The 18,503-nt window shown below is 74.6% G+C and carries 16 protein-coding genes; 13 read left to right on the plus strand and 3 right to left on the minus strand.

Going from position 1 to position 18,503, the window contains the following annotated elements:
• Positions 1–149: 149 nt before the first annotated feature.
• Genes ACIPSE_RS26340 through ACIPSE_RS26355 form a run of 4 tightly spaced genes read left to right on the plus strand, consistent with a single transcriptional unit; the run spans position 150 to position 4,994 of the window.
• Positions 150–1,328, plus strand: a complete 1,179-nt coding sequence (locus ACIPSE_RS26340) for a DegT/DnrJ/EryC1/StrS family aminotransferase (protein WP_401666640.1) — start codon at positions 150–152, stop codon at positions 1,326–1,328.
• Positions 1,325–2,359: an LCP family protein gene (locus ACIPSE_RS26345; protein ID WP_401666642.1), complete on the plus strand. Its 1,035-nt coding sequence runs from the start codon at positions 1,325–1,327 to the stop codon at positions 2,357–2,359. Before ACIPSE_RS26340 ends, ACIPSE_RS26345 begins: the two co-directional genes overlap by 4 nt.
• Positions 2,356–3,864, plus strand: coding sequence for a lipopolysaccharide biosynthesis protein (locus ACIPSE_RS26350; protein WP_401666644.1), 1,509 nt, complete (start codon positions 2,356–2,358; stop codon positions 3,862–3,864). The genes ACIPSE_RS26345 and ACIPSE_RS26350 overlap by 4 nt, the downstream gene beginning before the upstream one ends.
• The gene (locus tag ACIPSE_RS26355) at positions 3,861–4,994 is read left to right on the plus strand and encodes a hypothetical protein (protein WP_401666646.1); all 1,134 of its coding nucleotides are present in this window, start codon (positions 3,861–3,863) and stop codon (positions 4,992–4,994) included. Before ACIPSE_RS26350 ends, ACIPSE_RS26355 begins: the two co-directional genes overlap by 4 nt.
• On the opposite strand, the gene ACIPSE_RS26360 is transcribed toward ACIPSE_RS26355, so the two are convergent.
• Both ACIPSE_RS26360 and ACIPSE_RS26365 read right to left on the minus strand, forming a co-directional pair.
• Positions 4,879–6,276: an O-antigen ligase family protein gene (locus tag ACIPSE_RS26360; protein WP_401666648.1), complete on the minus strand. Its 1,398-nt coding sequence runs from the start codon at positions 6,274–6,276 to the stop codon at positions 4,879–4,881. The two genes, ACIPSE_RS26355 and ACIPSE_RS26360, sit on opposite strands and share 116 nt — an antisense overlap.
• A complete protein-coding gene (locus ACIPSE_RS26365) occupies positions 6,273–7,637 on the minus strand; it encodes a Wzz/FepE/Etk N-terminal domain-containing protein (RefSeq protein ID WP_401666651.1) in 1,365 nt (454 codons plus the stop codon). The genes ACIPSE_RS26360 and ACIPSE_RS26365 overlap by 4 nt, the downstream gene beginning before the upstream one ends.
• A 116-nt stretch (positions 7,638–7,753) precedes the next feature.
• Here ACIPSE_RS26365 and ACIPSE_RS26370 point away from each other — a divergent pair, with 116 nt between their 5' ends.
• From ACIPSE_RS26370 to ACIPSE_RS26395, 6 genes are read left to right on the plus strand one after another with little or no spacing between them, the layout of a single operon-like run.
• On the plus strand, positions 7,754–8,818 hold the full coding sequence (locus ACIPSE_RS26370; protein WP_401666653.1) for a glycosyltransferase: 1,065 nt from the start codon (positions 7,754–7,756) through the stop codon (positions 8,816–8,818).
• Positions 8,815–9,750 carry a glycosyltransferase family 2 protein gene (locus ACIPSE_RS26375; protein WP_401666655.1) on the plus strand — a complete coding sequence of 312 codons (936 nt, stop codon included), beginning with the start codon at positions 8,815–8,817 and terminating at the stop codon, positions 9,748–9,750. The genes ACIPSE_RS26370 and ACIPSE_RS26375 overlap by 4 nt, the downstream gene beginning before the upstream one ends.
• Complete coding sequence (locus ACIPSE_RS26380; protein ID WP_401666657.1) at positions 9,747–10,718, plus strand: NAD-dependent epimerase/dehydratase family protein; 972 nt, start codon at positions 9,747–9,749, stop codon at positions 10,716–10,718. Before ACIPSE_RS26375 ends, ACIPSE_RS26380 begins: the two co-directional genes overlap by 4 nt.
• On the plus strand, positions 10,715–11,959 hold the full coding sequence (locus ACIPSE_RS26385) for a nucleotide sugar dehydrogenase (RefSeq protein ID WP_401666659.1): 1,245 nt from the start codon (positions 10,715–10,717) through the stop codon (positions 11,957–11,959). Before ACIPSE_RS26380 ends, ACIPSE_RS26385 begins: the two co-directional genes overlap by 4 nt.
• Positions 11,960–11,968: 9 nt before the next feature.
• Positions 11,969–12,655, plus strand: a complete 687-nt coding sequence (locus tag ACIPSE_RS26390) for a sugar transferase (RefSeq protein WP_401666662.1) — start codon at positions 11,969–11,971, stop codon at positions 12,653–12,655.
• Positions 12,655–13,608: an NAD-dependent epimerase/dehydratase family protein gene (locus ACIPSE_RS26395; protein ID WP_401666665.1), complete on the plus strand. Its 954-nt coding sequence runs from the start codon at positions 12,655–12,657 to the stop codon at positions 13,606–13,608. Before ACIPSE_RS26390 ends, ACIPSE_RS26395 begins: the two co-directional genes overlap by 1 nt.
• A 119-nt stretch (positions 13,609–13,727) precedes the next feature.
• Here ACIPSE_RS26395 and ACIPSE_RS26400 read toward each other — a convergent pair whose 3' ends face one another.
• Positions 13,728–14,729: a methyltransferase domain-containing protein gene (locus ACIPSE_RS26400; RefSeq protein WP_401666667.1), complete on the minus strand. Its 1,002-nt coding sequence runs from the start codon at positions 14,727–14,729 to the stop codon at positions 13,728–13,730.
• A 133-nt stretch (positions 14,730–14,862) separates the two neighbouring features.
• Between ACIPSE_RS26400 and ACIPSE_RS26405 the strand changes: the two genes are divergently transcribed.
• From ACIPSE_RS26405 to ACIPSE_RS26415, 3 genes are read left to right on the plus strand one after another with little or no spacing between them, the layout of a single operon-like run.
• Positions 14,863–16,122: a glycosyltransferase gene (locus tag ACIPSE_RS26405; RefSeq protein ID WP_401666669.1), complete on the plus strand. Its 1,260-nt coding sequence runs from the start codon at positions 14,863–14,865 to the stop codon at positions 16,120–16,122.
• A 17-nt stretch (positions 16,123–16,139) separates the two neighbouring features.
• Positions 16,140–17,471: a UDP-glucose dehydrogenase family protein gene (locus ACIPSE_RS26410; RefSeq protein WP_401666671.1), complete on the plus strand. Its 1,332-nt coding sequence runs from the start codon at positions 16,140–16,142 to the stop codon at positions 17,469–17,471.
• Complete coding sequence (locus ACIPSE_RS26415) at positions 17,456–18,418, plus strand: NAD-dependent epimerase/dehydratase family protein (RefSeq protein ID WP_401666674.1); 963 nt, start codon at positions 17,456–17,458, stop codon at positions 18,416–18,418. The genes ACIPSE_RS26410 and ACIPSE_RS26415 overlap by 16 nt, the downstream gene beginning before the upstream one ends.
• Positions 18,419–18,503: the final 85 nt, after the last annotated feature.

An 18,503-nucleotide genomic window follows, 5' to 3' on the forward strand; every position in this document is an offset into this window, starting at 1 on the left:
TCGCCGGCGGGGTGCCCCGCTCGTGTTGACTCTACGCACGCACGGGAGCAAGGTGTACGTATACGACGTAAATATACGCCAATCGGGTGAAGCGGGACTCCGGAAGCCGGTGTCACCGCGCAGACGCACCACCCCCCGGGGAGCTCCCCATGACCGTCCACCGCCTGCGGCCCCGCCCTCGGCCCCCGGCCGCCGACCCGGCCGCCGTGCCGTTCGCCGCGACCTGGATCAGCCCTCAGGCGCGCCGCGCCGTCCGCCGGGTGCTCGCCTCGGGCTGGGTGACCACGGGCCCCGAGACCCACCGCTTCGAGGACGAGTTCGCCACCCGGGTCGGCGCCCGGCACGCCGTCGCCGTCAGCTCCTGCACCGCCGCCCTCGAACTGTCCCTGCGCGCCCTGCGGCTCCCGCCCGGCAGCCCGGTCCTCGTCCCCGACATCACGTTCTGCGGCGCCGCCCAGGCGATCCTCCACGCGGGCCTGCGCCCCGTCCTCGTCGACGTCGACCCCCGGACCGCGACGGCGACCCCCGCGAGCGTCGCCCGTGCCGCCGAGGCCGTCGGCACACCCTCCGCGCTGATGGTCCTGCACTACGCGGGCGCCCCCGCCCCCGTCGCCGAACTCGCCGACGCGGCACGCCTGCCGACCGACCGGGTGGTCGAGGACGCCGCGCACGCGCTGGGCACGACCGTCGGGGACCGGCCGGTCGGCGCCCTGTCGCGGGCCACCTGCTTCAGCTTCTACGCCACCAAGAACCTCCCCGTCGGCGAGGGCGGCATGGTCACCACCGACGACCCCGGTCTCGCCGACTGGCTGCGCCGCGCCCGGCTGCACGGCATGTCCGCCGACGCCTGGCGACGCAACCTGCCCGGCGGCACCTGGCGCTACACCGTCGACGAGCCCGGCCTGAAGGCCAACATGACCGACGTCCAGGCCGCCATCGGCCGCGGCCAGCTCCCCTACGTCGAGACCTGGCAGCGCAGACGGCAGGCGCTCGCCGAACGCTACGACGACGCCCTGAAGTCCGTCCCCGGACTCGAACCCCTCGACGTCACGACCCCCGGCCGGCACGCCCGCCACCTCTACCCCGTCCGGGTCACCGCGGAGTACGGCACGGGACGCGACGAACTGATCGCCGAACTGGCCGCGCGCGGCATCGGCACCTCGGTCCACTTCGTCCCGCTGCACCGGCTGCCGCTCCTGCGGGACGCGGACGCGCCGGGCGGACTGCCGGGCGCCGACGCCCTGTACGGCGAACTGCTGTCGCTGCCCCTGTACCCGTCGCTGACGGACGACGCCCTCGACCGGGTCTGCGCGGAGCTGGCCCGATGACCCCGCACCGCCCCTGGCCCACCTGGGAACCGCGCCGCCCCCACCGCTCGCGGCGCCGGACCCTGCTCGCCGTCCTGGTGTGCGGACTCGCCGCCGTGCTCGCCCTCGCCGGACTCGGCGCCGGCGCGGTGTGGTGGGGCACCGAGCACTACGGCGGCCAGGTCACCCGCATCCCCGACGCCTTCCCCACCCAGCCCCGCCCGCCCCGGCCCACCGCCCACGACGGCGGCACCACCTTCCTGCTCGCCGGGGTCGACAGCCGCTCGAAGAAGCCCACCACCGGCAGCGACGCCACCGCCGAGCTGTGGCGGTACGGGGCACAGCGCAGCGACACCCTGATGCTCGTCCACCTCAGCGGCGACGGGCGCTCCGCGTACACGATGTCCATCCCCCGCGACAGCTGGGTGCCCATCCCCGGCCACGGCTCCGCGAAGGTCAACGCCGCGTTCTCCTGGGGCGGACCGCCCCTGCTGATCCGGACCGTGGAGCAGCTCACCGGCACCCGGATCGACCACTTCGGCGTCGTCGACTGGCACGGCTTCACCGCCCTCACCGACGCGGTCGGCGGGGTCCGGGTCACCGTCCCGCGCGACGTCTACGACCCCGAGCAGCACCGGCACTTCGCCGCGGGCACCCGCACCATGGACGGCGAGGAGGCCCTCGCCTACGTCCGCCAGCGGCACGGCCTGCCCGGCGGTGAACTGGACCGGATCGAACGCCAGCAGGACTTCCTGCGCAGCCTGGTCCGCCAGGTGCGCTCCCAGGTCGGGGTCACCCACCCGCTGGCCACCGCGCGCATGCTCGACGCGATCACCCGCGCGGTGAGCGTCGACGACCGCATGTCCGACTCCGACCTGCGCGACCTGGTGCTCGGCCTGCGTCATCTGGACGCCTCCGACGCCGCGTTCGCCACCGCGCCGATCGTCCGCTCCCGGATGATCGACGGACAGTACGCGCTGATCCTGGACAAGCAGCGGCTGCGGGCGCAGTGGCGTGCGGTCGAGACGGGACACGCGCCCACCGGGACGTGAGCGCCGTGCGCACCGCGGCGGACGCGCCCGCCCGGAGCCTCTTCCCGGCGGTCGGGTTCAGCGCCCTCGCCCAGGCGGCGCCCCTGCTCACCAACCTGGTCCTCACCCCGTACCTCATCGCCGCCCTCGGCCTGGACCGGTTCGGCGTCTGGTCGCTGATCCTGGTCCTGCTGGCCACCCTGACCGTGCTCGACGGCGGCATCGGGGCGTCCCTGGCCCGCTTCCACGCCCGCTTCGCCGCGCGCGGCGACCGCGAGGGCGCCGGACGCCTGGTCGTCGCCTCCCTCGCGGTGTTCGTCCTCCTCGGCGGCCTGGTCACCCTGCTGTGCCTGGCGTTCACCCCGGCGCTGACCGTCGCCCTCGACGTCCCGGTGCGGCTGCGCGGCGAGGCGGGGCGGCTGCTGCTCGCGCTCGGCCCGCTGCTGACCCTGGCGCTCGCCTCCAACTCCGCCGTCGCCCTCCTCCAGGCCCACGGCCGCTTCCGCACCCTCGCCGGGATCAGCGCGGGCTCGTGCCTGACGTACGCCGTCGCCGTGACCACGCTCGTCGGCCACGGAAGCGACCTCCCGCTGCTCGCGTACCTCGCCGCCGGACGGTATCTGCTCGTCACCCTCGCCGCACTGGCCGCCGGCGCCCGGCATCTGAGCGTCCGGCGCCCGCTGCTGCCCTCCCGCGCCGAGCGCCGCGACTTCGGCGGCTACGCCGCGCGCATGCAGATGTCCGGGTTCACCGTCTTCCTCAACGGCGAGATCGACGCCCTGGTGATCGCCGCGCTGCTGCCCGTCCGGTACGTCGGCGTCTACGCCGCCGGCTACCAGGCCGCGACCGCCCTGCGCAGCCTCCCGCTGTACGCCTTCCCGCCCCTGCTGACCCGGATGACCCACACCTACGCCCGGCACGGACTGCCGGGCGCGGTGGGGGAGTTCCAGCTCCTCCAGGCGCGCTGGCTGCCCTCGGTCCTCACCTACGGCGTCGTCACGACGGCCGCCGCGGGGCTCGCCGTGCAGATCTGGCTCGGCCCCGAACTCGCCCTCAGCGGAGCCGTCGCCGCCGTGCTCCTGGCGGGCTACGCGGTCCAGGTCGCCTTCACCGGCGTACGCACCTGTTTCGTGCGGGCGATCGGCAGGCCCGGGCACGAGACGCGCTACTCCTGGTTCTCCACGGCGGTCAACCTCGCCCTCACCGTGCCGCTGACGCTGCTGTTCGGGGTCGTCGGCGTGGTCCTGGCGACCGCGCTCGGCCTCATGGCCGGCTCCCTCTACTTCACCGTGCTGTGCCGGCGGCTCGCCGGACTGCGCGACCGGCGCCTGCCGCACCGCTGGCTGCCCGCGACCCTGCTCGCCACCGTCGTCGCCGTCGCCGGCGACCTGCTGATCCTGCGGACCGGCGCCCAGGGGGCGCCGGCGCTGCTGCTGGCCGGACTGCCCGTGCTCGCCGGTCTCGGCACCGCGGCGGCCCTGCTCCTGCCCCAACTGGCCGCTCTCCCCGAGGAGGAGCCGTCATGAACCCCGAACCCGACCGTCCCCGGAGGGTGTTGATCGTCGCCCAGCTCGACGGCTACGCCAACAGCGTCAAACCCCTCGCGATCCAGACGTATCTGCGCGAGCGGGGGCACGACGTGGACCTCGTCGACACCAACTACCTCGCCCGCGCCTCCGGCCGGCCCGGCAGCCTCGGCAGGATGCTCCCCGGCTCCCTGCGCCCGGCCCGGCTCACCCTGTACGCCAACGACGTGGCGTCCAAACTCCTCACCCGCCGCTGGGGGTTCGGGCGCCGTCACCTGTCGTACTACGTGCTGATGGCCGACCACCGGCTGCGCCGCCGCATCCTCGCCGGGCAGCTGGGACTGGACGACTACGACGTCGTCATCTGCGAGACGCCCTACGACTCCGGGGTGCTCGCCACCCCCACGACCGCCCGGACCCTGTACGACTGCCCCAACCCCTGGGCCGACGAGGTCCATTGCGAGGGACGCCTCACCGAGCGGCAGCACCGGCGCTTCCGCCGCTGGGAGACCGGCTTCCTGGAGGACCGCGAACACCTCTCCTTCTCCTGGGAGTCCTACGCCCGCTACGCCGTCGAGCGCTACGGGCTCAGCGGCGACAACTTCCTCCAGCTCAACTGGGGCTGCACCCCCTCGGGGCAGCGCGCCGCGTTCGCCGACCCGCCCCGGGTGGCCTATCTCGGCTCCCTCAGCTCGCAGTTCATCGATCTGCCCCTGCTGGCCCGGCTCAGCCGCCGCTACCCGCACCTGCACGTCTACGGCGGCCCCCCGCCCGACCCGGCGCTCGGCCTCGACTACCGGGGCTACGCCTCGGCCGAGGTGCTGCGCGACTACCAGTTCGGGCTGATCACCTGCACCCGGGACCTGCTGCGCCAGGAGGGCTTCTCCGCCAAGCACCTGCACTACCTGGCCCACGGCCTGCCCGTCCTGGTCCCCGGCTGGCGCCGGCACCTCGATCTGCTGCGCGGCTCGGTGCCCTACACGGAGGACACGTTCGCGTCGGTCGTCGAGGAGCTCAGCGACCCGGCGCGGTGGCGGCGGGCGAGCGCGACGGCGTACGAGCAGGCGCGGCGGCTGGACTGGAACCGGACCCTTGAACCGCTCGGGGAGCTCCTCGGCGCACGGTCGTAGGGGCGATCACCACGGCCAGCAGCGCGAAGGTCAGCGAGTTGGTGATCCCGAACGACCAGGGGCGTTCCAGGATCGAGGCCAGCAGCACCGGCAGCACCAGGCACGCGGCGGCCGGGAAGCCGCGCGTCCCGCCCACGGTGAGCAGGCACACCAGCAGGAGCGCGAAGAGCGCGAGGCCCACGACCCCGCCCGCGTACAGGACGTCGAGCCATTGGTTGTGCAGCGAGGGGGAGAGGGCGGCCGGGATCTCACCCGCCTCGTACTTCGCCGACCAGGCCTTGGCGCCGAACCCGACGAACGGCGACTCGTGCAGCTCGCGCACGGCCATGTCCCAGATCGACGCCCGGTCGCCCAGCCGGTCGGGGTCCAGGTGCCGGAACGGCAGCGAGAGTCCGACGACGGCCGCGGCGCAGAGGACCGGCACACCGAACAGCACCCGGCCCGGCGACGGCCGTGCGGCGCGCTCGCTGGGCAGGCGGGGGCGCAGGAGCGTCAGGAACACCACGACCAGGACCGCCGAGGCGCCGGCCAGCCTGCTGCCGGTGGCGACGGCCACGAACGCGGTGTACCAGGTCAGCAGCACCCGCACCCGGCCGCGCAGCCCGAGCCACACGAAGGGCAGCCCGACGATCAGCAGCAGGCTGAAGATGTTCTCGTTGGTGAACACACCGGTGTAGAGCACGCCCATCGGTCCGCACGGGTTGTCCTCGCGGCACTCGCGCAGCACGGACGCGGGCTCGACGAGCGCTTCGACGCCGCCGAGGACCGTGGACAGCATGACGACCGCCGCCCCGCCGAGCAGCGGTCCGCGCCCCGGGCGGGCGACGGCCGCCGCGAGCAGCAGGGCCATCAGCAGGAGCTGGCGGGGCGCCAGGAGCTGCTGGTCGCGCAGTCCGTCGGACAGGGCGACCAGCACGACGAGCGCGAGGGCGAGCAGGGGCGCGGTGTTGAGCGGGGCCCGTCCGGCGAGGAACCGGTGGAGGACGAACAGTCCGCAGCCCACGAGCAGGAGGCCGTTCGCCACGACACCCAGCACGTTCACCCACCCGGGGAAGCCGATGACCACCTCGCCGAGCGGGTCGAGCCGCTCCGGGCGTCCGGAGCGCAGCACGAAGGCCACGGTCGGCAGGTTGGCCAGCACACCGGTCGCGAGGACCAGGGTGGAGCCGAGGTCCCAGTCCCCGGCGGCGCGTGCGCGGCGCAGCGCGATCGTCCAGGGGATCACCGACAGGACGGCCAGGACGCCCAGGAGCAGCGCCATGTCGGTCTGGGTCCTCGTCATGCCGAGGTCACCGCCTGCTCCCGGTCGCCGGGTCCGCCGGGCTCGGCGGGCCGCGCGGGCTCCTCGTGGCGCGGAGGCCGCCAGTCGGCGCGGTCCTCGGGCCTGGCGCCCGTCAGGACGGTGCCCAGGACCCGTGCCCGGACCGCCGCGAGGGCGTCGAGCGCGCGGTCCGCGTCACCGCGCCGGGTGCGTCCGGCCCGGATCACGAGGAGCGTGCCCTCGGTCGCCGGGGCGAGCACGGCCGCGTCCCCGAAGGGCAGCAGCGGCGGGCTGTCCAGGACGACCAGATCGGCGTCCGAACCGAGCGCGCGCAGCAGCCGCGGCAGATCCTGCGAGGACAGCAGCGTCCCGGGATCGGCGGGCACGGGTCCGGCGGGCAGCACGCGGATGCCGTCCCAGGTCCTGAGCGCCTGGTAGAGCGGGACGCCGCGGGCGAGGACGCCGGACAGTCCCGGGCCGTCGCCGAGCGCGAGGTCGGCGGCGAGGCGGGGCCGGCGCAGATCGGCCTCGACGAGCACCACGCGCCGTCCGGTGCGGGCGACGCTCGTGGCCAGGTCGAGGGCGGTGCGGGTGCGGCCCTCCTCGGGCAGTGCGCTGGTCACCAGCACCGTCGCGGGCAGGCCGCCCTCGGTGCCGAACCGGAGTCCGGTGCGCAGCCGGGCCAGCGCCTCGGTGCGCTCGGTCGGGTCGGGGCGGCCCCGGACGGGCGCGGGCACCGCCGCGAGCGGGTCGAGGTCGGCGATGTCCCGGGTGGAGCGGACCGTGGTGTCCCACTGCTGCCGCAGCACGGCGCCGCAGAATCCGGCCGCCAGGCCGAGGAGCAGGCCGATGCCCAGGTTCAGGGCCGGGCGCGGACTGGTCGGCGTGGTGGGCGGCTCGGAACCGCCGACCACGCTGGCCTTCACGAGCGGCGGGGCGTTCGAGGCGGAACCCTCGATCGCGGCGATGTACTTGGTGAACTGCAGGGCCGTCTGGTCGGCGATCGCCTGCGCCCGCTGCGCGGACCCGTCCGAGACCCGGATGTCGACCAGGGTCGTGTCGAGCGGGGCCTGTGCCTCGATGCGCTGCGCGAGCCGTCCCGGCGTGGTGTCCAGGCCCAGTTCGGTGATGACTCCGTCGAGGACCGCGGGGCTGGTGACGATACGGGTGTACGACTTCACGCGCTGCTGGGTGAACAGGCCGCCCTGGTAGGCGTTTCCGCTGTCCTCGTCGCTGGTGGCGACGAAGAGCTGTGCGGTCGCCGTGTAGGTGCGGGGCATCAGCGCGGTGACCGCGATGGCCCCGGCCAGTCCGAGGAGCACACAGACGGCGACGAACCGCCACCGCCGGCGCATGGTGCCGATGTAGTCGTGGAGATCCATGGAGGTTCCTTCCACGATTCGCCTGATTTACGATGTAAACGTACGATATCAGCATACGGCTGGAACGACACGCTTCGAACGACATGCCTCGAACGACACGGCGGGAACGCGGAACGATGGACGGTCCTCTCGACCGCTGCGCGGTCACCCCCTACGGCCGGGGAGCGGGAAGCTCCCGGGTCCGGGTCTTCTCCTGGCTCGACCGCGTCGGCACGGACTTCACCGTCGGCAGCTACCTCTCCCTGCCGGACGCCCGCGCCTCCCGCCTGCTGCGCCACCCCCTGTCCCTGGCCCGCGCCGAACGGCGCCTCGCCGCCATCGCGGACGGCCGGCCCCGCCGGCTGCTGCTGCACCGCGAGGCCTCCCCGCTCAGCCGGGGCTGGTGGGAGCGGCGCCTGCTGACGAGCGCCGAGTTCGCCGTCTACGACTTCGACGACGCCCTCCAGTGGGACCACGGCGCCGGCGGTCTCCTGCGCCGGGCCGCCCCCAAGGCCGACAAGGCCCGCACCGCCGTCCGGTACGCGGACCGGGTCATCGCCGGCAACGCCCTGCTCGCCGACTGGGCCGCACGGCACACCCGCGACGTCGTCGTGATCCCGAGCTGCGTCGCCCTGGAGGACTACGCGCCCAAGACGGTGTACGCGCTGCACGACCCGCCCCGGCTCGGCTGGATCGGCTCGCGCGGCAACGAGCGCTGTCTGCTGCTGATCGCCGACGCGCTCACCGAGGTCCACCGCCGCACCGGGGCCCGCCTCACCCTCGTCGGCACCACCGGGCGCGGCCTCGGACCGCTGGAGGAGTTCACCGACCGGATCCCGTGGTCGACGGACACCCAGCGCACCGCGCCCGCCGGCATGGACATCGGCCTGATGCCGCTGCCCGTCACCGCCTACAACATCGGCAAGTGCGGCTACAAACTCCTCCAGTACGCCGCCGCCGCGCTGCCCGCCGTCGCCAGCCCGCTCGGCGTCAACGCCGAACTGCTGCGCCAGTTCGGCATGCCCGCCCCGCGCACCCAGGACGAATGGACCTCCGCGCTCCTCGCCCTGCTCGACGCCCCCGCCGCCGCCCGCGAGCGGCTCGGCCTGCTCGCCCGGGACGTCGTCGGCCTCAAGTACTCCTACGACGTCTGGCTGCCCCGCTGGTCGGCCGCCCTCGAACTCGGACCGGTGCCGTCATGACCCCGCGCGCCGTGGACGTCGTGATCGTCAACTGGAACACGGGCCCCTGCCTCGCCGACTGCGTCCGGTCCATCGCCCGCGCCGACCGCTCCGCGCTGCGCGTGGCCCGCATCGTCGTCGTCGACAACGCCTCCACCGACGGCTCCCTGCGCGACCTGGCCCCCGGCCCCATTCCCCTCGACGTCGTCCGCAACACCCGCAACCTCGGCTTCGCCACCGCCTGCAACCAGGGCGCCGTGCGCGGCGACGGCGACCTCCTGCTCTTCCTCAACCCGGACACCGAGCTGTACCCCGACACCCTCGGCGCCGTCGCCGCCTTCCTCCCCACCGAGGCGGCCCGCGGCATCGGCATCTGCGGCGGACGCATGCTCGACGCGCACGGCCGGCCCGGCGTCTCCTGCTCCCGCTTCCCGACCCTGCGCGTCCTCGCCGGCAAGGCCACCGGACTGGACCGCCTCGCCCCCGCCCTGTTCCCGCCGCACCACCTCAGCCCCACCGCCTCGGGCCCCGTGGACGAGGTCATCGGCGCGTTCTTCCTGTTGCGCCGCACCCTCTTCGAACGCCTCGGCGGCTTCGACGAGCGCTACTTCCTCTACTTCGAGGAGACCGACCTCGCCCTGCGCGCCCGGCACCGCGGCCTCGCCTCCTACCACCTGCACGAGGCCCGCGTCCGCCACCTCGGCGGCGTCAGCTCCGCCCAGCTCGGTGCCGGACGGCTCACCCACTCGCTGCGCGGACGCACCCGCTACACCTTCTCCCACTGGCCCCCCTCCCACGCCCGCCTGCTGCTCGCCCTGACCCTCACGGTCGAACCGGCCGCCCGCCTCGCGCGGGCCGCCCTGCGCCGCAGCGCACCGGAGGCCCGCGCCGTGCTCGCCGGATACGAGGGGTATCTGCGCTGGCTCATCCACGACTGGAGGCGGTCCGTATGAGAGCGCTGGTCACCGGCGGCGCCGGGTTCATCGGCTCGCACCTCGTCGAGCACCTGCTCGGCCTCGGCCACGAGGTCGTCGTCCTCGACGACCTCAGCACCGGCTCGGCGGACAACCTCGCGGCCGTCGCCGACGCCGTGACCGTCGTGGACGGCTCGATCCTCGACGAGGACGTCCTGGAACGGGCCACGGCCGGCTGCGACACCGTCTTCCACCTGGCCGCCGCGGTCGGCGTGCACACCATCGTCAACCGGCCCATGGAGTCCCTGCGCCGCAACCTCCTGGGCACCCAGGCCGTCCTGGAGGCGGCCCGCCGTCACTGCCGCCGGCTGCTGCTCGTCTCGTCGTCCGAGGTCTACGGCAAGAACGCCAAGGACAGCCTCGGCGAGGACGACGACCGCATCCTCGGCTCCCCGCTCAAGAGCCGCTGGTCCTACGCCGCCGCCAAGGGGCTCGACGAACTCATGGGCTACTGGTGCTGGCGCGAGTACGGTCTCGGCGTCGTCATCGTCCGCCCCTTCAACGTCGTCGGCCCCCGCCAGTCCGGCGCCTTCGGCATGGTCCTGCCGCACCTCGTCGAACAGGCCCTGTCCGGACTCCCGCTGACCCTGTACGGCGACGGCAGCCAGCGCCGCTGCTTCTGCGCGGTCGGCGACGTGGTCCCCGCGTTCACCGCCCTCGTCCAGGACGAGCGGGCCCACGGACAGGCCTTCAACCTCGGCGGCACGGAGGAGGTCACCATGCGCCGGCTCGCCGAACGCGTCCTGCGCGTCACCGGCTCCGCCGGCCCCGTCGTCCACGTCCCCTACGACCGGGCCTACGAACCCGGCTTCGAGGACATGGCCCGCCGGTGCCCCGACACCACCCGGGCCCGCGAACTGATCGGCTTCCGCGCCCGCACCGGCCTCGACGACATCATCGCGGCCGTCGCGGCGGACCGGGCCCGGGCCATGGAGGGTGCGCGATGACCGACCTCGCCGTCATCGGACTCGGATACGTCGGACTGCCCCTGGCCCGCGAGGCCGTGGCCGCCGGGCTCGCCGTGGCGGGCTACGACGAGAACCCCGACGTCGTGACCGGACTGAACCGGGGCCGCTCCCACGTCGACGACGTCTCCGACGCCGAGGTGCGCGCCATGCGGGCCGCCGGGTTCACCGCCGACCACCGGGCCGCCGTGCTCGGCGCCGCCCATGTCGTCGTCATCTGCGTGCCGACCCCGCTGCACACCGACGGCACCCCCGACCTCGACCCGGTGTGCCGCGCCACCCGCACCCTCGCCCCGCACCTGACCCGCGGCACGCTCGTCGTCCTGGAGTCGACGACCTACCCCGGCACCACCGACGAGGTGGTGCGTCCCGCACTGGAACAGGCCACCGGGATGACCGCGGGCGCCGACTTCCACCTGGCGTTCTCCCCGGAACGCATCGACCCCGGCAACAAGGGCTTCGGGCTCCGTAACACCCCCAAGGTCGTCGGGGGACTCACCCCCGGCTGCGCCCAGGCCGCCGCCGCGTTCTACGGCAAGGTCTGCGACACCGTCGTGATGGCCAAGGGCACCCGCGAGGCCGAGATGGCCAAGCTCCTGGAGAACACCTACCGCAACGTCAACATCGCCCTGGTCAACGAACTCGCCCTGATCGCGCACCAGTTGAACGTCGACCTGTGGGACGCCATCGCCTGCGCGGCCACCAAGCCCTTCGGCTTCCAGTCCTTCCGTCCTGGGCCCGGCGTCGGCGGCCACTGCATCCCCGTCGATCCGGGCTACCTCATCCACCAGGCCCGGGCGGCGGGCTGCGCCGTCCGCCTGGTGGAGCTGGCCCAGGAGATCAACCGGAGCATGCCCGCCCACGTCGTACGGCGCGCCGCCGAGGTGCTGGGCCGGCCGCTGCGCGGCACCTCCGTGCTGCTCGCCGGGGTCACCTACAAGGCCGACGTCTCCGACCTGCGCGAGACGCCGGCCCGTCCCGTCGTGCGCGGACTGCGCGCCGCGGGAGCCCGGGTCGCCTACCACGACCCGCACGCGCCCGCCTTCGCGGTGGACGGGCGCCCGGTGCGCCGGGTCAGGGACGTCGTCCGGGCCGCCGCCGCGGCCGACCTCACCGTCCTGCTCCAGCCGCACACCGTCTACGACCTGGACGCCATCGTCGCCGCCGCGCCGCTGGCCCTGGACGTCCGGGGCTGCACCCGCTCCGGCGCCGAACTGCTGTGAGGTGAGGTCATGGAAGGCCGTGTCGCCGCCCCGCCCCTGCGCCCCATGACGCCGGTGCCCCTCGCCCGGCCGCTGCGCACCCTCGACATCACGGTGTCCCTGGCCCTGCTGCTGCTCCTGTCCCCGCTGCTGCTGGCTCTGGGCGCGGTCGTCCTGCTCCTCGACGGCCGCCCGGTGCTCTTCCGGCAGCGCCGCACGGGGGAGGGCGCGGGGGAGTTCACCCTCTACAAGTTCCGCACCATGCGCCGGGACTGCGCGGGCCCCGCCCTCACCCCCGGCCACGACCCGCGCGTCACGCCCTTCGGCCGCCGCCTCAGGCGCTCCCACCTGGACGAGCTGCCGCAGCTGTGCAACGTGCTGCGCGGCGACATGACCCTGGTCGGGCCGCGCCCCGAACCCGTCGAGACGGCCCGCCGCTACCCGCCCGAGTGCCGCTGGCTCTTCCGCCACCGCCCCGGGCTCACCGGCCCCTGCCAGCTCCGCTCCCGCGGCGAGGCCGCCGACCTCGACGGCCGCCCCGACCCCGAGACGTACTACCTCACGGTCCTGGTGCCGCGCCGCGACCACCTCAACGCCGACCTGCTGACCCGGCTCACCCCCGCCGTCGTCCTCGGCTATCTGGCCCGCACGGCCTGGTACGTCCTGTCGGCGGCCTGGGACCCACCGCAGAGCCCACCCGAAGGAGGGCGGCCGTGATGCGTGCCGTGGTGACCGGAGCGGCCGGGTTCATCGGCTCCCACCTGTGCGAACGCCTGCTGGCCTGCGGCGACGAGGTGACCGGGATCGACGCCCTGACCGAGTACTACGACCCCGCGCTCAAACGGGACAACCTGCGCGAGCTGCTCGGCCTCGCCCGCTTCACCTTCCGGCGCGCCGACCTGCTGACCGCCCCGCTCGACCCGCTGCTCGCCGGCGCCGACGTCGTCTACCACCTCGCCGGGCAGCCCGGCGTACGCGGCTCCTGGGGCCCGGAGTTCACGCTCTACCTGGAACGCAACGTCCTGGTGACCCAGCGCCTCCTGGAGGCCGCCCGCCGCACCGGACTGCGCCGCCTCGTGTACGCGTCCAGTTCCTCGGTGTACGGGGACGCCGAGACCTATCCCACCCGGGAGACCGTCCGCCCGCGGCCCGTCTCGCCCTACGGCGTCACCAAGCTCGCCGCCGAGCACCTGTGCGAGACCTACCGCACGGTCTTCGGCGTCCCGGCGACCTCACTGCGCCTGTTCAGCGTCTACGGGCCCCGCCAGCGCCCGGACATGGCCTTCTCCCGGCTCGTCGCCGCGGCCTGCGCGCACCGGCCCTTCCCGCTGTACGGGGACGGCGGCCAGAGCCGCGACTTCACCTACGTCGGCGACGTCGTGGCGGCCATGAGGGCCGCCGCGCTGTCGCCGTGGACGGGTGTGGCCAACCTCGGCGGGGGAAGCGAGGTGTCGATGCGCCAGGCCATCGCGCTCGTGAGCCGGCTGGCGTCCCCCGTCCGCGTGGTGCCGGGTCCTGACCGCCCCGGCGACGCTCGTCGTACGGCCGCGGACATCGGCGTCGCGCGTGCCGCGTTCGGCTACCGGCCCGCCACCGACCTGCGGTCGGGGCTGGCCGCGATGGTGCGGGCCGAGCGGGCGCCGCGTGCGGAGGTCTGCGCGCCCCGGTAGGAGGCGGTCGCGGTCATCGGCCGGCTGGCGTCCCCCGTCCGCGTGGTGCCGGGTCCTGACCGCCCCGGCGACGCCCGCCGTACGGCCGCGGACATCGGCGTCGCGCGTGCCGCGTTCGGCTACCGGCCCGCCACCGACCTGCGGTCGGGGCTCGCCGCGATGGTGCGGGCCGAGCGGGCGCCGCGTGCGGAGGTCTGCGCGCCCCGGTAGTAGGCCACGACCTCCCGGTCCGTCATCTCCCGCTCCCGCCTGCGCCCCAGGAAGTACAGGGCCGACGCGGAGTCCCGTGCGTAGTCCTCCGGGACGAGCCGGTCCAGCGCGCGCAGCCAGCAGCACAGCCCCCGTGCGACGCGCCCGGCGGACGCGGACCGGGTCACGCCCCGCACCAGGTGGTCCACGCTCCACAGGAGCTGGGTGCCGGGACCGGCGACCGGCCCCGCGGCGATCTCCTCGAAGCGCCCGAACAGCCGACGGTGACCGCTCGCGGTGAACCGGGTGAAGTCGAGCGGCCCGGCGTGCACCTGCTGGAGGAACGGGGTCTCCGCGTAGACGAGGCCGTCCGCCGTGAGGACCCGGTGGATCTCCGCGACGACCGCCGCCGGATCGAGGACGTGTTCCAGCACGGCCTGCACCACCACCGCGTCCACGCTCGCCGCGGCCAGCGGGATGCGGTGCGCGTCCGCGACGAACTGGGTCACCGGGCTGGGCGCGAGATCGAAGGCGACGACCCGGACTCCCGGCTCGCGGTAGACGGCGTCCACACCGTTGCCGACGGTCGCCCCGCCGACGACGAGCACCACCGGCGCGCCGCCGAGACCGCCCAGCAGCAGATCGGCGTTGCGGACCGCGACCCGGTTGCGCGGCTTCCACGCGCGGCGCAGCGCGGCGGGCAGCCGCCGCGCGGGCCCGGGAGCGGCGGCGGCCACCTCCTCCCGGGTCACGGCACTGCGCTCGAAGTCCACCAGCACCGGCCGGCGCCCGGCCGTCGGGAAGCCCGAGGGGGCGCCGTAGGGGCAGTCGGCGGCCCGGCAGCGGAGCGTGCCGGGGCGTGCCGTCAGCGGCGATCGGCAGCGCGGACAGATCAGCAGATCCCGTATCTCGTCCAGCGTGGCCAGCGGCATGGCGGTCCTCCGGCGGCTCGGCCGGGTGCCCGGACCATCCCTTCCGCTTCGGATTGACCGCGGGCGCCCTGGGGGTGAAGATGTACGTATACGTCGTAAATATACATCTTTACCCCTGTCCTGGTGGTGACCGATGAAGCACGACGGGACCCTCCTCCCCGGCGCGGCCCGCGCGGACGTCATGTCCTTCCGCTGGCCCGCGCCGCCCCCACGGGTGGCGTCGGCGGCTCGGCTGCCGGAGTCGCCGACGCTGCCCAGGGTCAAGGTCCTGCACGTGATCACCCGCTTCGTCACCGGAGCCGGCGGCAACACCCTGCTCACCGCCGAGGGCACCGACCCCGACCGCTACGAGGTGTGGATCGCCGGAGTGCCGGGCGGGGAGCTGTGGGAGCGGGCCCGGGCCGCCGGCCTCAGGACCGTCGAGATACCGGGGTTCCGGCACACCCTCAGCCCGCTCGACCCGCTCGTCCTGGTCCGCCTCGTGCGGCTCGTGCGCCGGGAACGGTTCACCGTCGTGCACACCCACTCGGCCAAGGGCGGCTTCCTTGGCCGGGTCGCGGCCCGCCTGTGCCGGACACCGGTCGTCGTCCACACCTTCCACGGCCTCAGCTTCCACCCGTACATGTCCCGCTCCCGGCGGCTGCTCTACCGCTTCCTGGAACGGGCCACCCGCCGCTTCACCCACGCCTTCCTCGCCGTCGCCCCGCGCGTGGCCCAGCAGGCCGTCGAGGAACGGCTGGCCCCGCCCGGCACGGTCCGCGTGGTGCCCTCCGCGGTCGACCTCGGCCACATCCCCGAGCGCCGCGACCCCGCCGCCCGCCGCATGCTGGGCGTGCCCCGCGGCACGGCCCTGATCGGCACCGTCGGCCGCGTCGACACCCAGAAGGCCCCGCTGGACTTCGTCCGGGCCGCGGCGGCGATCCACGCCGAACGGCCCGCCACCGCGTTCGTCATGATCGGCGACGGACCGCTCACCGGGGACGTCCGGCGGCTCGCCGCGGAACTCGGTGTCGACATCACCGTCACCGGCCACCGCCCCGACGCCGCCCGGCTCGCGGCAGCCCTCGACGTCTTCGTCATCACCTCCCTGTACGAGGGCCTCGGCCGGGCCCTCACCGAGGCGCTGGCCTCCGCCCGCCCGGTCGTCGCGACCGCCGTCAACGGCGTCCCCGACCTCGTCGAGCACGGCGCCACCGGCCTCCTCGTCCCCCCGGCCGACCCGGACGCCGCCGCCCGCGCCGTCCTGTGGCTCCTCGACCACCCCGACCAGGCCGCCGCCATGGGCCGCCAGGGCTGCCGGCGCGTCCGCGGCACCTTCGCCCCCGAGGACATGTGCGCGGCCGTCGACGCCTGTTACCGCGAGCTGCTGGGCCTGCCCACGCCCGGGTTCTGAAGAGCACGGAGTACGCCATGCGCCTCACCGTCATCGGCACCGGATACGTCGGAGCGGTCCACGCCGCCTGCCTCGCCGACCTCGGACACGACGTCCTGGGCGTCGACATCGACCCCGAGCGGACCGCCGCCCTCGCCTGCGGCAGACCACCCTTCTACGAGCCGGGCCTGTCCGAACTCCTCAAGCGGGCCGTGGACACCGGCCGGCTGCGCTTCACGACCTCCCTCGCCGAGGCCGGGCACTTCGGCGACACGCACTTCCTGTGCGTCGGCACCCCGCAGCGGCCCGGCTCCCACGCCGCCGACCTCACCTACGTCCACGCCGCCGCCGACGCCCTCGCCCCGCACCTGCGCGACGGGGCCCTGCTGGTCGGCAAGTCGACCGTCCCGGTCGGCACCGCGGACGCGCTCGCCGAACGGCTGTGCGCCGAGGTCGCCTGGAACCCGGAGTTCCTGCGCGAGGGCTGCGCCGTCGAGGACACCCTGTGCCCGGAACGGATCGTCGTCGGCGTGCGCTCCGCCGAGGCCGAGGGGCGGCTGCGGGCCGTCTACACCCCGTTGCTCCAGGCGGGCACCCCGTTCATCGCCACCGACCCGCCCACCGCCGAACTCGTCAAACTGGCCTCGAACTCCTTCCTCGCCACCAAGATCTCCTTCATCAACGCCCTCTCGGAGATCTGCGAGGCCGCCGGCGCCGACGTCCTGACCCTGGCCGAGGCGATGGGTCGGGACTCCCGCATCGGCCCGCACTTCCTCGCCCCCGGTCTCGGCTTCGGCGGGAGCTGTCTGCCCAAGGACATCCGGGCGCTGACCGCCCGCGCCGAGGAACTCGGGAAGGGCGGCTCGGTGAGCTTCCTGCGGCAGGTCGACGCGATCAACACCCGCCAGCGGCTGCGCACCGTGGACCTCGCCGAACGCCTCGTCGGCGGCACCCTCGCGGGCCGTCACGTCGCCGTGCTGGGCGCCGCGTTCAAGCCCCTGAGCGACGACGTGCGCGACTCCCCGGCCCTCGCGGTCGCCGACGCCGTGCACCGCCGGGGCGCCCAGGTGCGGGTGCACGACCCGGAGGCCGTCGACAACGCGCGGGCCGTCCACCCGGAACTCCAGTACGCCCTCGACGTCACCAAGGCGTGCGAGGACGCCGACGTCGTCCTGCACCTGACGGAATGGCCCCAGTACCGGGAACTGGACCCGGCCGCGCTCGCCACGGTCGTCCGCGCCCCGGTGATCGCCGACGCCCGCAACGTCCTCGATCCCCTGACCTGGCGCGCGGCGGGCTGGACCGTCGGTGCCCTAGGACGCCCGGAACCGGGCCGCCGGACGGGAGGACGACCGTGCGCGTCGTGGTGAGCGGTGGAGGCGGCTTCCTGGGATCGCATCTGTGCGAGGCCCTGCTGCGGCGCGGCGACAGCGTCTGCTGCCTGGACAACTTCTCCTCCGGGCGCTCCGCGAACATCGCCCGTCTCATGCCCGACCCGCGCTTCGAGTGCGTGGTCTGCGACGTCACCGAACGCTTCCGCTTCACCGGCGACGCCGACGCCGTCCTCCACCTGGCGAGCCCCGCCTCCCCGGCCGACTACGAACGCCACCCGCTGGAGACCCTGGCCGCGGGCAGCCGCGGCACCGAGAACCTGCTGAGACTGGCGGAGCGGCACCACGCCCGCTTCGTCCTCGCCTCCACCAGCGAGGTCTACGGCGACCCCCTCGTCCACCCCCAGCGCGAGGACTACTGGGGCCACGTCAACCCCGTGGGACCGCGCAGCGTCTACGACGAGTCCAAGCGCTTCGCCGAGGCCCTCGCCACCGCCCACCGCCGCACGCTCGGCGCCGACACCGGCATCGTCCGCATCTTCAACACCTACGGGCCCCGCATGCGCGCCCACGACGGCCGCGTCGTCTCCACCCTCGTGCGCCAGGCCCTCGACGGCGAACCCCTGACGCTGTTCGGGGACGGCGGCCAGACCCGCAGCTTCTGCTACGTCGACGACATGGTCCGCGGCCTGCTCGCCATGCTCGACAGCCGCCGCCCCGGCCCCGTGAACCTCGGCAACCCGGTGGAGCGGACCGTGCTGGAACTCGCGGAACTCGTCCTGCTCGCCACCGGCTCGGACAGCGGGCTGCGCTTCCTGCCGCTGCCCGTCGACGACCCCGTCCGCCGCCGCCCCGACATCGGCCGCGCCCGCGCGGAGCTCGGCTGGTCACCCAGGGTGCCCCTGGAGGAGGGGCTGCGGCACACCGTGGCCTGGTTCGCGGCCGAACGCCTGGCCGCGCGACCGGCGGTGGGGCGCCCGACATGACCGCGTCCGGACCGCGGACCGCCCAGGGCGCGGGAGCCGGACCGGTGATCCCCGGCTCCCGCGCGGGACCGTGAGCGAGGCCGCC

This window comes from Streptomyces sp. NPDC090106, assembly GCF_044747265.1.
Classification (GTDB): domain Bacteria; phylum Actinomycetota; class Actinomycetes; order Streptomycetales; family Streptomycetaceae; genus Streptomyces.